The sequence below is a fragment of the Agarivorans sp. TSD2052 genome (assembly GCF_023238625.1).
In the GTDB taxonomy this organism is placed as follows: Bacteria; Pseudomonadota; Gammaproteobacteria; order Enterobacterales; family Celerinatantimonadaceae; genus Agarivorans.
On the sequence record NZ_CP096670.1, the window covers coordinates 569,999 to 585,987 of the forward strand.

At 42.6% G+C, this 15,989-nt stretch carries 13 protein-coding genes; 9 read left to right on the forward strand and 4 right to left on the reverse strand.

Annotation, left to right across the window (positions count from 1 at the left end; genetic code table 11):
* Positions 1-25: 25 nt before the first annotated feature.
* Both M0C34_RS02665 and M0C34_RS02670 read right to left on the reverse strand, forming a co-directional pair.
* On the reverse strand, positions 26-1,414 hold the full coding sequence (locus M0C34_RS02665; RefSeq protein ID WP_248714112.1) for an oligosaccharide flippase family protein: 1,389 nt from the start codon (positions 1,412-1,414) through the stop codon (positions 26-28).
* Between the two features lie 86 nt (positions 1,415-1,500).
* A complete protein-coding gene (locus tag M0C34_RS02670) occupies positions 1,501-2,703 on the reverse strand; it encodes a hypothetical protein (RefSeq protein ID WP_248714113.1) in 1,203 nt (400 codons plus the stop codon).
* 295 nt (positions 2,704-2,998) lie between these two features.
* Here M0C34_RS02670 and M0C34_RS02675 point away from each other — a divergent pair, with 295 nt between their 5' ends.
* The 9 genes from M0C34_RS02675 to M0C34_RS02715 all read left to right on the forward strand — a co-directional run bounded on the left by M0C34_RS02675 (position 2,999) and on the right by M0C34_RS02715 (position 12,908).
* Entirely contained in the window at positions 2,999-4,345 is a 1,347-nt protein-coding gene (locus tag M0C34_RS02675; protein ID WP_248714114.1) for a phenylacetate--CoA ligase family protein, read from the forward strand.
* Positions 4,335-5,462: a glycosyltransferase gene (locus M0C34_RS02680; RefSeq protein WP_248714115.1), complete on the forward strand. Its 1,128-nt coding sequence runs from the start codon at positions 4,335-4,337 to the stop codon at positions 5,460-5,462. The genes M0C34_RS02675 and M0C34_RS02680 overlap by 11 nt, the downstream gene beginning before the upstream one ends.
* A 100-nt stretch (positions 5,463-5,562) precedes the next feature.
* A complete protein-coding gene (locus M0C34_RS02685; protein ID WP_248714116.1) occupies positions 5,563-6,195 on the forward strand; it encodes a polysaccharide deacetylase family protein in 633 nt (210 codons plus the stop codon).
* A 5-nt stretch (positions 6,196-6,200) separates the two neighbouring features.
* Positions 6,201-7,394, forward strand: coding sequence for a glycosyltransferase family 4 protein (locus M0C34_RS02690; protein WP_248714117.1), 1,194 nt, complete (start codon positions 6,201-6,203; stop codon positions 7,392-7,394).
* Complete coding sequence (locus tag M0C34_RS02695) at positions 7,391-7,918, forward strand: serine O-acetyltransferase (protein WP_248714118.1); 528 nt, start codon at positions 7,391-7,393, stop codon at positions 7,916-7,918. Before M0C34_RS02690 ends, M0C34_RS02695 begins: the two co-directional genes overlap by 4 nt.
* Complete coding sequence (locus M0C34_RS02700) at positions 7,918-9,090, forward strand: glycosyltransferase family 2 protein (RefSeq protein WP_248714119.1); 1,173 nt, start codon at positions 7,918-7,920, stop codon at positions 9,088-9,090. The genes M0C34_RS02695 and M0C34_RS02700 overlap by 1 nt, the downstream gene beginning before the upstream one ends.
* Complete coding sequence (locus M0C34_RS02705) at positions 9,087-10,277, forward strand: hypothetical protein (protein WP_248714120.1); 1,191 nt, start codon at positions 9,087-9,089, stop codon at positions 10,275-10,277. Before M0C34_RS02700 ends, M0C34_RS02705 begins: the two co-directional genes overlap by 4 nt.
* Entirely contained in the window at positions 10,267-11,274 is a 1,008-nt protein-coding gene (locus M0C34_RS02710; protein WP_248714121.1) for a polysaccharide deacetylase family protein, read from the forward strand. The genes M0C34_RS02705 and M0C34_RS02710 overlap by 11 nt, the downstream gene beginning before the upstream one ends.
* Before the next feature lie 86 nt (positions 11,275-11,360).
* Positions 11,361-12,908, forward strand: coding sequence for a hypothetical protein (locus M0C34_RS02715; protein ID WP_248714122.1), 1,548 nt, complete (start codon positions 11,361-11,363; stop codon positions 12,906-12,908).
* Here M0C34_RS02715 and xrt read toward each other — a convergent pair.
* Both xrt and M0C34_RS02725 read right to left on the reverse strand, forming a co-directional pair.
* Positions 12,885-14,321 carry an exosortase gene (gene xrt, locus M0C34_RS02720; protein WP_248714123.1) on the reverse strand — a complete coding sequence of 479 codons (1,437 nt, stop codon included), beginning with the start codon at positions 14,319-14,321 and terminating at the stop codon, positions 12,885-12,887. The two genes, M0C34_RS02715 and xrt, sit on opposite strands and share 24 nt — an antisense overlap.
* A 3-nt stretch (positions 14,322-14,324) precedes the next feature.
* Entirely contained in the window at positions 14,325-15,728 is a 1,404-nt protein-coding gene (locus M0C34_RS02725; protein ID WP_248714124.1) for a TIGR03013 family XrtA/PEP-CTERM system glycosyltransferase, read from the reverse strand.
* Between the last annotated feature and the right edge of the window lie 261 nt (positions 15,729-15,989).

A 15,989-nucleotide genomic window follows, 5' to 3' on the forward strand; every position in this document is an offset into this window, starting at 1 on the left:
CAAATGCCGACAGCGTAGACGCACCTTATTGGCTTCTCTTAAGCATCAATAGCATTTCCTTAATCGACTGTCGGTCTAACAACAGCATGAGGCCGACATAAGTTATGCCCCCCAGTGTAATTTGCATCACTAACTGGAGAGTTGTATTTAGGTCTAACATAGTTTTTGACGCGAATACCACGGCAAACATGGCAGCGCCAGCCAGCATCGGAGCGATCAGTAATTTTACAAACTGGCTAAATTGAGTCGCTAAAGCACGGCTATTTCGCCATGCTACGATCAAATAAGCTAAGGGAAAGCCACATAGCCAAGCTAAGGCTAAACCTGTCGCTCCGTACTGTGCCGCGACAGATATACTGATCAGCATGATTACGACCATGAAGCACAGATTTATTAGCATGTGATTGACTTTTTTAAGGCTCTTTAGGGCAGGGTTGAACAGCTCTTCACTAAATCTTAAAGGCATTACCATTAACATAATGGTGGTGGGAATGATTGCTCCTAGCCATTTATCACCAAGTAATAATGGAATGACGAGATCGGTTACCGAAGCCAAACCCCAAAAAATAGGTAAGGTTAAACTAATACATAAACGTTGCGCTTTTAAGACGTACTTTGCTATCAGCTCTGGTTGGTCTTGAATTTGTGAAAATGCAGGAAATGCCACTTGCCTTAATAGGGGCATAATTTTTTTCTGCGGCATTAAAGCTACTTGTAGGCCAATGGCGTATAGCCCCACTTCAGTGGGAGTCATTATACGACCGGCAATCGCTACGTCCATATGCATAAATACATAGAACAATACCGATTGTATCGATAACATGCCGCCAAACTTTAGCATGGCGGTGATATCACTTATTTTAAAGCTAGGCAAAAAATTGATGGGTTTTGCAGCAAAGGTTAATGATGCGCGAAGACCAATAAAAATGATTTCGCCAATAACCAGCGACCAAAAGCCATAACCCATGTAGGCCATTACTAGGGTTAATATTGCGGCCACTATATTAGAGATAGCGGCAATAATGGATACCCGTTTAAACTCCATATTTTTTGCGAGCAAGGCTGCCGGGATAACCTCAAGCGCCAAGATAATGAAACACCAAGCGTTTACCTTAAGAATGCTACTGACCATTTCTGATTGATAGTAACTGCCTGCGACATCTGCTAAAGAGTACTGAAGGGCAAAAAAGCCGAGGTGGCTAAGAATAATCGCGCCAAATAGCTGCTTGAGGCTTTGCTTACTTAAGTTTTTTTCCTGAATGATTGATGACGCAAACAAAGAACCCAATAACAGGTTTAAAAAACCAAAGAGCACGTCTGACATAGCCACTACGCCATAATCATCGGGGCTTAGTAAGCGGATAACCCAGAAGGTCATTGCCCAGCGTAGTAGTTGGGTTACAATTTTTCCCATCGCTACCCATTTTAAAGATGATAAAACTTGGCTTTTTAAATTAGCATTTTTAGTCATGATGCAGCTTGTTGCTCGCTTAGGTAGGTTTAGTGGTATTGCTTGGGATGGTATAAACCTAAGCGTGCCAAAACAAATTTCACTGGTTTTTTTGCATTTTTTAAGGCTATGTTTGGAGTGCCTTTCAAATATAAAAAAGCTGCTAATAAATAATGCTTAAAAGAAAAATAATACCGTTGCTGCTTAGCCCATAGCACAATTTCTTTTAATAGAGGGTCCTTGCTGATGAGCATGTCTGCAATAAACTGATCTTTGTGTTGCTGGTATACAGCCATATCAAAACTGTCTTGGTATAGGCTGAGCTTATCTGCAATATCAAGTGTTAATAGTGTACGTAAACACTTTTCACAGTGTGAGCAGTTTTGTGCCAGATCGCCTTTTACGCACACATCTAATACTTTAAAAGAGTGTGAGTTATAACTTATTCTTAAGGTTTTCTCTACTCTCGAATATTCACTCCCTACTGAGTGGCTTTGCAAAGATTCGGTTGACAGTAGGGGTAAACTAAATACGTCACTATAGGCCATGTCATAACTTGAGCCGACATAGAGATCTTGATAGCTGTAGGCGGATGAATAAAGAAAGTGGCCAATATGTTTTTGAAATAAAAGCGGAATTGCAGCATTTCGAATGGTATGAGTCAGCTGGAAATCTAGCGCCCGCTTGTAAAAGTCATTCATATTAGAGTTCACCATAATGAATGGCAGTTTCCAAGTGCTAGCAGAGTGCTTCAATTGTTCGTAACGTTCTCTAAACAAACGCTCTTTACCTAAACCGTGTGAACCCACATTGTTATACAATAAATGGCTTATTTTTAGCGCTGACGGTGTGGAGTCTGCGAAGTAGTCGGTAATCGTACAGAAAGAATCGACCCCCGCGGAGAAGCCTGAAATCACCCCCGTTGCCGAGTTTGATTTATTACAGCAGTGGTCTGCTGTAATAGTAATGCGCTGTAGTTTAGGGATTTGTTGAATAACCAGCGTTTGGTAAGCGTTATTAAGGTTGAACAATAGCTGCTCTGAAACGCTGCCTGAGACATGGATGCTTTCGTTGGCTAACATTGCGGGGAGCAGCAGAGAAACTAAAGCAGTGTCAGCGCTATTGGAGACGCTTAAGTTGGCAGAGTGGCTGATTTCAAACCATAATTGCTGTGCTTGACCTTTAAGATCAAAGTTAACCTGATAAACAATCGCTCCCTCTTTAGGGACAATTGAAACTGGACCGATGTCCATACAGCGTTTTCCTTAACACGAGTTTATCATCTAATGATGCTTAGGCTAACGTATCTTAAGTGAAATTAGTAGTTAGCTTAGCGTTTATATTTGGATCAATTTAGCGGTAAAATGGGGGATTAGGGTATCGATTTATTACAAGTGTTCAAACAGGCTAAAAGATGCTTGTCGCCCGCTTAGATGTTAGGCTTGTTGTCATACTGGCAAGCAGCTATTGATTGAAAGCAAAGATGCTTTTATTCCTTACTCTGCAGTTTCTCGCTATTTAATTATCATACGGACATGGAAGCCACTGATGGCCATTTACCCATCTTTTTTACGTAAGGTCTTAATGCCCGGCTACGAGGCAGTTAAAGGCAAAGAGTTATTAAAACACTTAGGCGCATACGAACAACGCTTAAGTTGGTCAAAAGAGCAATTGTTGGCACATCAATGGCTAGAGTTGCAAAAACTGTTAACTCACGCCTTCCAAAATACTCAATATTACCCACGAGTTTGGGCTGAAGCGGGGATCTCTGATGTTCGTGATATCGCTAATTTAAGTGACTTTCAGCAACTGCCTATTGTGACAAAAAACGACATTAAACAGTACTACGCAGAGTTTGTCTCGGTTAAGCACCCCAATAATATTCGTAAATCAACAGGCGGCTCGACGGGGCAACCATTTCATTTTGAATTAGACCTTAACAGTAATACTCGTCGAGAAGCGGTGATGTGGCGTGGTTATGGCTGGTTGGGCGCTGGATTAGGGCAAAAAACCTTATATCTATGGGGAGCCGATTTAGGCCAGCCGTCGCGTTTTAAAGTCATCAAAAATGCGCTCTACCATGGCTTCTATAACCGAAAAATGCTTAATTCTTTTGCTATGAACAATAGCAATAAGCAGCAATATGTTGATGATATTAATGGCTACCAGCCGACGGCGGTGGTGTCTTATGTCAATCCTTTATTTGAGTTGGCGCGATTTATTAATGACAACAAAATTAAGGTATGGCGGCCAAAAACTATTTTAACGGGTGCTGAGCCTTTACATGATTTTCAGCGCGAAGAAATAGAACGAGCCTTTAATGCTCCGGTTTATAATACCTTTGGCTGCAGAGAATTCATGTTAATGGCGGCAGATTGCCAAGAACACCGTCAGTTGCACATCAATATTGATCATTTAGTTGTTGAAACTATTGATGATAGAGGCAATGCGCTTACAGGAAGCAGCGGTGATTTATTGGTGACTGATTTGTATAACTACGGTATGCCCTTGATTCGTTACGTTAACGGAGATAGAGCTACTTTGGTGGAGCAGGCTTGCAGCTGTGGAAATCCTTTGCCAATTATGTCCAGCATAGATGGTAGAAAACTTGATATCATTAAAACGCCGTCTGGCGGCAGTATACCTGGAGAGTTATTCCCTCATTTGTTCAAAGAGTTTGCTGGGATCTCGCGCTTCCAAATTATTCAGCAGCAACTTGATCAAATCACCATGAAAATAGTCGCCAATGAGCAGTTTGGCGAAGCCGATAAAGAAATGATTAGTCAAGAAATCAATAAATATAGTCACGGCGAGCTGGGCCTCAATTTTGAGCTGGTGGATGATATCCCCTTAACCGTAAGCGGCAAACATAGGGTAACCATTTGTGAAGTCTAACCCTGAAATGGTGATAATTACCAACTTGTACCCTCTGCCTTGGGAACCAAACCGTGGCAAATTTAATCATCAGCAGTTTGAGTTACTCAAATCTAGTTATCAGTTAAGTATTTTGGTTCCAGTCGCGTTTCTTGAGTGGTTCAAGCATCGTAAACAGATTCGCCAAACCGAAACGCTGCGTTATGTACCTTATTTTTATACACCTAAGTTAGCGCGTCGCTTTTACAGCCTTATGATGTTTTTATCGTTGTTGCTGCATAGTGGCTTTTGGTTAAGGCGTAAACGACCAAAAATTTTGATGGCCAGTTGGGCGTTTCCTGAAGCGGTGGCCTCGAGTTGGTTAGCGAAGTTACTTGGCGCTCGGTTTTTCTTTAAGGTACATGGTAGTGACATTAATCTATTAGCCAAGGATCCTGCTCGCGCCAAACAAATCAAAAAAGCCAGTGTGAGTGCGCTAGGCATTTTATCGGTATCACAAGCGTTAGCGAAGGAAATGGTCGGCTTAGGAATTGAACATGCCAAAATTTCGGTGATCTATAACGGTGTTGATCACCAAAAGTTTGGTGGTGTGACAGCACGCCCTTTTCGTCAAAACTATGTACTTTATGTCGGTAATTTGAAAGCGGATAAGGGCGTGTTGGAGCTATACCAAGGCTTCGCTCAAATTGCTAGCGAACAACCCGCATTGCAGTTGGTTTACGCTGGTACCGGAGCAATGAAAAGAATCATTGAGCAGCAAGCTGACGCAGATGACTTGGCTAAACGGGTCCATTTTCTGGGCTCAGTTGAGCATGCTTTATTACCCGCTTGGGTTGCTCATGCTGATTTACTGGCATTACCCAGCTATGCTGAAGGAGTGCCGAACGTAGTGCTAGAAGCAATGGCTTGTGGCACACCTGTGCTGGCAACGTCTGTTGGTGGTATTCCTGAGGTAGTTGATGAGGCCTGCTGTGGCGTATTGATTCCGCCGCAAGATAGCATAGCCGTTGCGCAAGGCTTGCAACAAATATTGGCTAGGAAATGGGACAAGCAAACCATTAAGCAGCACGCTAGTCAGTTTTCTTGGCAAACTAATCAGCAGCAGTTTTTAAGTATGTTGAAAAATGGCGAAGCTTAAAATAGATAAGTTAATGAATTGCTGGGGCTAAGCTGGTATTTTGTTACACTCAGCGGCTGGTTTTAACCCGAAATGATTGGCGCAAACGGATTTGTAGTTAATGTTAAATAAGATCAAATATCTTATACGCGATAAGGTCCTTCCAGATCGTTGGTTTTTGATAAAAAAAAGCTCGCCAAAGGCAGCTTTATATCTAACCTTCGATGACGGACCTTACCCAGAATTTACCACCTCATTATTGGCGTTGTTGGCTAAATACAACGCCAAGGCGACGTTTTTCGTATTAGGCGCTCGAGCAGAGAAGTTCGTTGATTTAACTACGCAAATCGTTCAAGAGGGGCATGTGCTTGCCAACCATTCGTATAATCATCCTCGATTTGATCAAATAGCTATCACCGAACGCAACCAACAAATTGAATTAACCAATCATGCGATTAAGCAATTGACTAACCAAAACTGTCGTTTGTTTCGTTCTCCGCAAGGGCGTTGGGATTGGCCATTATTGGTTTATTTGATTCGCCGTGGCATAACCGCTGTGCATTGGAGTCGTGACTCCCTCGATTACCAAAAAGACCCAACAGAGACCTTAATTAAGCGTTTCAACGATCAGCCTGTTAAAGCGGGCGATATTATTCTTTTTCACGATGACAATGACTTGTGTATTGAAGCTTTAGCGGTTCTGATTCCGCAGTGGCAAGCGCAGGGTTTTGAACTTAAAGCATTGGAGAGCTAACGTAAATGAATATTCTATTCCACCACCGAACTCGTGGCAGAGGTGCTGAAGGTGTGCATATTCGTGGTGTGGTTAAAGGCCTGCGTGATTTGGGCCATAAAGTCAGTATTTTATCGTTACCTGGGGCAGATCCTGAAGAAGAGCTGACTGCTTCGGCAGCTCAACCCGAGCAACAATCAGCTTCAAAAAAACCGGCTAAAAAGAGCCTGTTCTCTCGCTTAGCTGAGTTAACTAAATATACCCCTGAGTTTGTCTTTGAGTTGTTTGAACTCGCTTTTAACGTGTTGGCTTGGTGGCGTTTACGCAAGGCGGTGAAGCAACAGAATATAGCGCTTATTTACGAACGCTATTCTCTTTTTATGTTTGCTAGCGTTTGGTGGGCCAAACGGCACAATGTTCCGATTGTGTTAGAGATTAATGACTCGTGTTTAGTGCATCGAGTGCGGGAATTGTTCTTTCAACGTTTTGCTAAGTCCGTAGAACAGTGGATATTTAGCAATGCCACTGGCTTGGTATTTATCTCTAGTCGTTTTCAGCAAGTTGCCCAAGACGCTTATCCAAATATCGCGGCTTCGGTTATCTCGCCAAATGCTGCAGATCTAGACCAGTTTGTCATTGATAAGCCGGCCGCCCAAGCACTCAGAGAAAAACTGAAAGTTGAAGACAAAGTGGTGGTGGGTTATGTAGGGGCTTTTGTCCATTGGCATGGTATCGACTGGTTTGTAGACCTCATTGCTGAACGGCTGAAGGATTACCCTAATATCGTATTGTTGCTGGTGGGTGACGGTGTTTGCTATCAAAGCATTAAGCAACGGATTGAAAGTGCAGGAGCAGGTGCGCAAATTATCATGCCGGGTCGGGTGGCTCATGATCAAGTGCCGACTTACCTGTCAGCGATGGACTTTGGTATTTTGCCCGACTCTAACGATTACGGTTCGCCAATGAAATTATTTGAATTTATGGCGATGGGAAAAGGTATGGTCGCGCCTGATTTTACGCCTATTGAAGAAGTGGTTGCAGACGGTGAAACCAGTTGGCTGTTTAAAGCTAATGATCGTGAAGCTTGTGTGGAACGGGTATTGAGTTTGTCTGCTCAGCCAGAGCAACAGCAGCACGTGGGTAAGCAGGCACGGGCATATATCGAACGCGAAAGACAGTGGCGTCATAACGCGGAACAATTATTAACGTTGGTGAAATGATGGAACAACTCAAGGCTGATTTTCGTCGTAAACAAGAAATCTTTAAACAGGATGGTGCAGCGGTAAGTATGTTGCGGATTGTGATGGCCGATGGCTCAAGTGCCAACATTATTTATCGTTGTATGCGTTGGTGTGCGACCCATAACTTGGGTTTACTTGCTTATTTTTTTCAATGGTTTAACAAGTTTCTTAATGGCTGTGTTATTGGTAGTGGAGCAGAGTTTGGCCCAGGCTTTGTGATTATGCACCCAGTAGGAATTGTGATTAATTCCAAAGTAAAAGGTGACGCTAATATCACTTTAGAAAGTGGGGTGGTGATTGGCGATGAAAAAGGCAAATCTCCGCGCTTGGGCTCTGAGATTTTTGTAGGGGCTGGCGCGAAAATTATTGGTGGTTTAACCGTGGCTGACAAGGTGAAAATTGGTGCTAATGCGGTATTAACTAAAAACGCAGAAGAAGGGATGACTATGTTGGGTATTCCAGCTAAGCCTTACCATCGGGCTGCAGAGAAGGCAGAGCAATAATGGAACTACTATTTTGGATAGCGGTAGGCCTAATTATTTATAGTTATGCTTTATATCCGATTGTATTGTTGATGATGAGCGGTATAAAGCAGGCAATACGTGATACTCGCTATGTTTGGCGCCGTCACGAGCGACGTTCTAATCAGCCGGAGACCTGGCCTTCAGTATCAATCATTATTGCCGCCTACAACGAAGAGCAATGTTTACAACAGCGCATCGATAATCTTTTGCAGCTTAATTATCCCAAAGATAAGTTAAACATCCATATTGGCTCTGATGGTAGTACAGATGCTACCGCTGACATCTTAAATGCGGTGAAGGCGAGCCATGTTAAGGCCCATGTTTTCGAACAAAATCGCGGCAAGATCAACGTATTGAATGATTTGGTCGAGATAGCTGCAGATTCTATTTTGGTTATGTCTGATGCCAATACTCATTTTGAAGCCGACGTAATTGAAAACCTAGTTCGTCATTTTGATAGCGATGATATTGGTGCTGTATGCGGAGAGTTGCATTTAGTCGATTCAGAATCGGAAGATAATAAAGACGGTATTTACTGGCGTTATGAGCAAATGTTGAAATTTCATGAGTCACGTCTAGGCGCCTTGTTGGGGGCGAACGGCGCGATTTACGCGATAGCTAAACCACTTTATCAAGCTTTACCGGCCAATACGATAGTGGATGATTTCATGATTGTAATGAATGTATCTAAGGCGGGCAAAAAGGTGTTGTATGAACCTAACGCAGTAGCTTACGAGGAGGTTGCTCCTTCATTACATGAGGAAGAGAAGCGCCGAGTGCGCATTGGTACCGGAAACTATCAAGCTTTTACGCGTTGTTTATGGGCTTTAAACCCTTTGTTGGGTGCGCGTTGTTTTTCTTATATTAGCCATAAGGTACTGCGTTGGTTTACTCCTCACTTAATGCTGATTGCCTTGTTTTCCAACCTTATGTTAGTTGGGCACGCTTGGTATGGCGCTTTACTGGCTTTGCAGGTAGCGGGTTACCTCATCGCGGCTTGGGGTAATAGCCGCAGTAAGCAAGGTAAAAGCTTACCCGGAAGTATTGCCTTTTTAACTTTTTTTGTTTCGATGAACTTAGCGTTACTCAAAGGCTTTTACTCATTCTTATTTAAAAATGTGCAAGGCACATGGCAAAGGACGTCAAGGTGATAATCTTTTTCATTTTACTATTGTTACTGCTAGCTGGCACTGCAGCGGTCGCTCTTATCATTCGCAAAAAACAGATGCATCTGTGGTTGCCTCATTATCTTAAGCAAAAGTTTAGGCCTCGCGTAAAAATTGATGGCCCCACCCACATTTTATTTTGTTTTGTTGATCATTATGAGCCGCAGTGGGGGAAAAACATTAGTTTGGATCAAGAGCGCTCAAGAGTAGATCGTTGGTTTAATGAATACCCTGAAGTGGCGGGTAAACACCAAGACGCTGATGGTTGTTTTCCAAAGCACTCCTTTTTTTACCCAGAAGAAGAGTACCGTTTCGAGCATTTAGCTAAAGTTGCTGATTTGTGTGCTCGTGGCTTTGGTGAAATAGAGATTCACTTGCATCATGATGATGATACTAGTGCTAACCTTCGCAAAACGCTTGAAGGTTTTACCGAGTTATTACATGAAAAACACGGTGCGTTCGTGCGTAGTGAAGAAACCGGAAAACTGCAGTATGCCTTTATTCATGGTAACTGGACTCTCGATAACTCTCACCCTGATGGCAAATTATGTGGAGTAAATGATGAGCTTATCGTTTTAAGAGAAACCGGTTGTTTTGTTGACTATACCTTCCCTTCTGCGCCGAGTGTGACACAACCAGCTACCGTGAATGCTATTTATTACGCAAAAGATGACCCGCATGGACCTAAGTCACATGACAAAGGAAAAATGGTCGAAGTTGGTGGTCAAGCTTGGGGGGATTTAATGCTAATTAACGGCCCACTAGATTTGAACTGGAAAGCGCGTAAAAAAGGCATTTTTCCGCAAATAGAAAACGCAGATATTCGAACTAGCATGGCACCAACTAAAGACCGCGTAGATTTGTGGGTAAACGCCAATATTCACGTGGAAGGACGCCCAGAATGGCGCTTTATTAAAATCCACACTCATGGCACCCAAGAGGCTGACATGCCAACCTTACTAGGTAAACCGTTTGATGAAATGTGTAGTTATCTAGAGAGCAGGTACAACGATGGTCGTGATTACGTGTTGCATTATGTATCGGCTCGAGAGATGTATAATATGGCTAAAGCTGCAGAGGCCGGAGAAACAGGTAACCCTCATGCGTACCGGGACTACCTAGTAAAAGCTCCAAGCTATAAAACCTTAGACGAGTGCGCTAATGCTGAATAAGGCCAAAATTAGGCAGTTAATATTTGGTAAACGCAGTATTTCAGACAAACGTTGGCAGCAACGATTGCCTGGTATTTATGTTTTTAATTATCACCGTATCGGTGATGCTCGCTCTAGTGACTTTGATCCTAATGTTTTTAGCTGTACAGCGGAGCAATTTGAACAGCATTTACTTTTCTACAAGCAGCAGTTCGATGTGCTAAATGAAGCTCAACTATTGAGTCTGTTAGATTCGCAACAAGCGATTACAAAGCCGTATGCATTAATTACCTTTGACGATGGCTATATTGATAGCTATCAACAGGCGTTTCCACTGTTAAAAAAGCATGGTTTAAGTGCGATGTTTTTTGTTGTTACTGAATATACTAACGGTGGGAGCTTAGCATGGTGGGATGAAGTCGCTTGGTTAGTTAAACATAGTAAAGTCAGCCAACTTAAGCTTGAACATTGGGCAAATGCCGTGGATCTATCGGGTAAAAATGAAAAGCAAAATATTCGTAAAATGCTGTTTGCTTTTAAGGCTGACCAACAGTACACAATGGAACAAAAATTAGTGCAACTGAGGGCCATTTGTAAGGCTCCTGCGTTGCAAAACTCCCTCAGCCTATTTGCTAACTGGCAGCAGTTACAAGAAATGGCGGCTTCAGGCATGACCATTGGCTCTCATACTCGCAGTCATCCAATATTGGCTCATTTAGAGCCCGACCAACAGCGCGAAGAGCTTGATGAGTCTCGGCGTTATATCGAAAATCAATTAAATAGCTCGGTGTGCATGTTAGCTTATCCTGTTGGCAGTACCGATAGCTTTACTGAGGTCACTCAGATGCTCGCTAAAGAAACTGGGTATCGCTTGGCTTTTTCATTTATGAACGGTATTAACAAACAGTTAGACGAGCAAAGTGCATACAGCTTAAAGCGTATCTCTGTAGATGGAAATAAGTCGGTAGATTCACTGAAGGTGCAAATAATGGAGCTGAATTCCAAACTAGGGAATTGAAAACGCAGGCTTGCTGAATTCAACTATTTGCACTTAACTAGGAGAGCAATGTAGCTCTGTTTACGTAACAAGCAAGGATGATTGAAATGACTCGGTTTGTTGGTAGAGTTTTAGCCCAATTAGTATCAGTTCCTATATTTTGTCTGGTTAGTGTTTTGTTATCAACCAATGCTGTCGCCAAACCGTCACAATTAGAGGTGGTTATTCAGTCCTTTGAAGGCGCTAGTTCTTATCGCTACTTCGTTCTGCCTGTGCCAAATTTTACTATCTCTAGAGAACACGGTTTCGAGCTTAGTCAAGCAGGTAGAGTTCTCGATTTTTCAGCAAATGCCCATCTTATGTGGCCGCAAGCCAACACTAGTAGGTATTACCGAGGAGTACTTTTTAAAGTCACTGGCCTCAATGCAGGTGAGTTGACCATTCGCTGGGCAAAAAATTTAACTAAACCCTCAGGTATAATAGCGATTGAAGAGCCTTTATTGGTCGAAGCTGAATTTACTGATGAATGGCTGAATATGGCGCTTTACTCGCCTGTTATATATAACGCTAACAATATTGATTGGGGCTGGTTTGATAACGCTTATTGGCGTTATGCAAGTTATAGCGCAGACGAAGTATTGATTGGCGAATTGAGTAAACCCAAAGATCCAGCTAAGAAAACGACTTTACCCAGTAATAGTGCGGCACCTTGGCTGTACGATCGGCCTTACACGTTCTATCAATTGTATTTTAAAACGGCAGACCGACGCTGGAAAACAACGGCGCATCAACAAGCGCAATTTTTTATTAGTCAATTGGATAAAAATGGTGACTTTGCATTGAAAGGCTCCGCTGATCTCAAGTATATGTTGAGCGCAGGCCTGTTGATTGACTACTTATTTTATCCACACCAATCTACCAAATTAGTCATAGAAGAAATTGCAGCTAAAGGTCTCAGTTGGCCAGCCAGATATAGCTCAAATTTAGGCTTTTGGACTGAACGACACTTATCTGTGGCTTTAGGTTTAGCGCTAAACCATTGGGAGTTAGACGGTTCAGAGCAAGCTTATAAGCGTCTTGAGCTGCTGCTAGCGGGCATTCGAGATAACCTTTGGGTCAGTATGCCAGGGCGGGGGGGATGCTTAAAACACAGTCTTAAGTCTCACTCCGCAAAAAATAGTAAAGAGCAGGTGTGTTCGCCGTGGATGAGTGCCTTAGTGGCAGAGCAATTGTGGCGTTACTTTTGGATGACTAAAGATCAGCAAGCGGCAGAGTTAATCGTAGACTTTGCTGAAATGCTGCTACACCAAGGTGTGTATAAGGTCGACTCTAAAGGGAAGACTTTGTACATTCCTGATTACTTAGTCTTTTTTAAAGAATCTATTTTTCAAGACAGAAACTCCTGGACAGAACGGCAACACGCTTGTGATGTGGCAGGTATGGTATATAAAGCTGTTTACTTGAAGCGCGAAGGTGGCCAAGATGAGTTTTTGTTAGAGCTACTCGCGCAGGAATTGTTAAATACCTGTAATGGTACTATGGATAAGAAAGGTAAAACGGCAGCCAGTAAGCCGGCATGGGGCTTAAAACCATTGAGGAAATTTAATTGGTGGTTTGCCAGTAATGGTTCATTAACCTGGATGCTGCAACAATAACTGGAAGTCGCTAAATTGAGATAAGTGCTGTTCCAGCGAGGTTTTAACTTGGCTGCAACTCTGGTCAATACAAAGCGCTGAGACGGCTATAATTGCGCTTTTTCGTTTCCCTGATAGCACCTCTGAGAAGCGCTGGGCCCTTAATGCGGCTCTGTTTGCTACCATACCGTTTACTCCAGCGTAGCTGTAGGCTAACAAAGCGGTTTGATTGCTGGAGGGGTGAAAATAAACAAAGTTAATGGCTTTATTTTTTTCATTTCTTACCACTCTTAGATCTTCTGGTACAACATCATTTAAATAGAATGAAGCCTTGTTATCTAAACCCAACCCGCTAAACAAATAGACCCATTGATGGATCTCAAAAGTGTTAACCACGATAGTTTGATGCTCAACTGACTGAAATTGAGTTACTTGCAATGAGCTATGGTAGGGGCTAGCAGGGCTTTGCTGATGAGTATTTAACTTATTGGCATCTACCACTGGCCAATCAATTAAACTGGGCGAAAATGCCAACAGCGCAAGCGCTAGGTACGCAAGAGGCTTAACTGACGGGGAAGAGGTTTTGGGAAGGGCAGCAGTCGGCATTGAATCATTGGCTAACTTCCCCCCAATGTAAAAAGCCAGTAATAAATAGGGAACATATAAATACCAACCCAAATTATTGTGATCGTAGATAATGTCACTTTGCATTTGGGTTTCGTGGCCAATTAAAATAATGGTTATTATCCGTACCCAATTAACCAGTAATGCTCCTAGCATGCATACGATAAAAAAGATGGCAGCTTTTTTGAGGCTACGAATATTGAAGTAAATGTATAATAAACATAGAAACAAGGACGTAATAAAGTAGCGCAATCCACTGCAGCCATTGGCTATTTCGAAGCGTCCAGAGGGAATGGAAACGACATTGCCCTCAAAATAACTAGGCACGTGTGTATAGGCCATTACCATTTCTACCATGTTGGTAGAAAGGCTTTGTAGGGGGGGAGATAAGATCCCCCAAATGGGTGTAGCAAATAGCATCACCAAGGCATATACATACAACCCTTTGTTGTGCTTAAAGGCGCTTAATAGGCTAAACAATAATACAAGAGGGAGCAGCGCACGCACCGGCAAGCTGATTTGGCTTAGATAAAACAGCAATTCTAGAGCTAAACATATCACTAACAAAACTAGCCAAAGGCTAGTGGTCTGGCGGAATTGTAACTGCCGGCGGCAGTCGTAAAGCACATATAATGCAACCAAAGGAATGAGAAAGGCATGAGAGTAGGTGCCGTCGTCAAAACTATAGCGCCATATATCTAACAAGACTGGCCAAAATAGCAAAGCAACCAAACCAGTAATACCTAGCACGACTAAAGCCTGCAAGTTACCGGTGTTTGATTGCTTAACTTCTACTTGATTTGGCTCCAAAAATTAGCGCCCTTTACCAAACAAAATTATTTCAGCAGTGCGCACCAAAATTAATAAATCAAGCAAAAAGCTGCGATGCTTGATGTAATAAAGGTCAAACTTTAGCTTTTCTAAGGCATCCGCCTCAGTGCTTCCGTAGGGATATTTCAGCTGAGCCCAGCCAGTTAATCCGGGTTTAACATTGTGGCGCTGGTTGTAATAAGGGATAGATAATACCAGCTCTTTAACAAACGATGGGCGTTCGGGGCGAGGTCCAACAAATCCCATATCACCGATTAGTACGTTATATATTTGCGGTAGCTCGTCGATACGGTATTTGCGAATAAAGTTACCCACTTTAGTGACTCGTGGGTCTTCTTTCTGTGCCCATTTGGCTCCATCTTTTTCTGCATCGGTGCGCATGCTTCTAAATTTGAAGATGTTAAATGGCTGGCCATTTAGGCCAATACGCTCTTGAGAGTAAAGTACTGGAGCTTTAATCCCCTCTTCGATTTTTATCATCACAATAGTAATGAGCATGAGTGGCCAGGTGAGTAGAAGAACAATTAGCCCTAAGAAGGTGTTACAAATCCAGTCTAGCGAGCTACGTAAGTAGTTGGTAGAGTGGAAACCATTACTGTATATGACCCAAGAAGGGTAGATAAGGTTGACCGCAATTTGGCCCGACTCGCGTTCGATAAAATCAATGATGTCGGTTATTTCTACACCGCGCAGCTTGCAGAGAAATAAGCTATCCACGGGTAAATTCGCTCGACGTTCATCTGCCGCTATAACGATTTCTTCTACGCCATTAGCTAAAACAAATGATTCTAGAGGCTGGTCTAGTTCTAAAATAGTCTCGCGCTTGATGCCGTCTTCGGAGTCTCCTTGCATGCGGACAAAACCCGCCATCTCAAAACTCACTCGATCAGATTTTCGACGCATTCTTTTTTCAATAATGCTTGCTCGCTCTCCTGCTCCTAGTACCAAAATACGCTTTCTGCCCATATGTTCATATTGCATCTTGAGTGCAAAATAACGGATGGTGGTGAGAGCGATCATGACAGCTGCATATAACAACTCTCTAAAGTTACCCGGCAGAACATCTAAAGGCGTTAATACGTAAATAACAGAGGAAATGAAGTAGCCAAGGGCGATGCTAACCAGCAGTCGTCTTATTACACCCCGAAACGTTTCTCGGATTTTTTGGTTATAAAGTCCAACTGACAATATTGATAACTGAATAGGGAAGGTAAATGCAACCAAGTGCATTAATATAGTACCTTCGCCGTAAGGGGGAATGCCTTCAAACCCCGTAAATCGCAACAGCTCAACGCCAATAACAAATATTGTTAGCAGCGCCAAAAACTCAGCAAAAATGATAGCTCTGCTACCAGGGTCTAAATTGTGAAACTTCGAACCAGCCACGCTTCTTCCTTGAAACAAATTGAAATTTGATTTTTAATTTACCAGTATACCGAGATTTACTACTAGAGCCACCAAAAACCTGAATGCTCATAGATACTAATTAAAAAACAATTTTGTTACTTTTGCTTTACATCGGCTGATTTACCTAAAAATGTCGATAAATTAAAACTATTTAGCCCAATAGATTTACAAGATGCTTACTCGCGCACTATGATGGTCAAAAGGATTTTATCAATCAATGTTTGTTGATCGACACTCAGC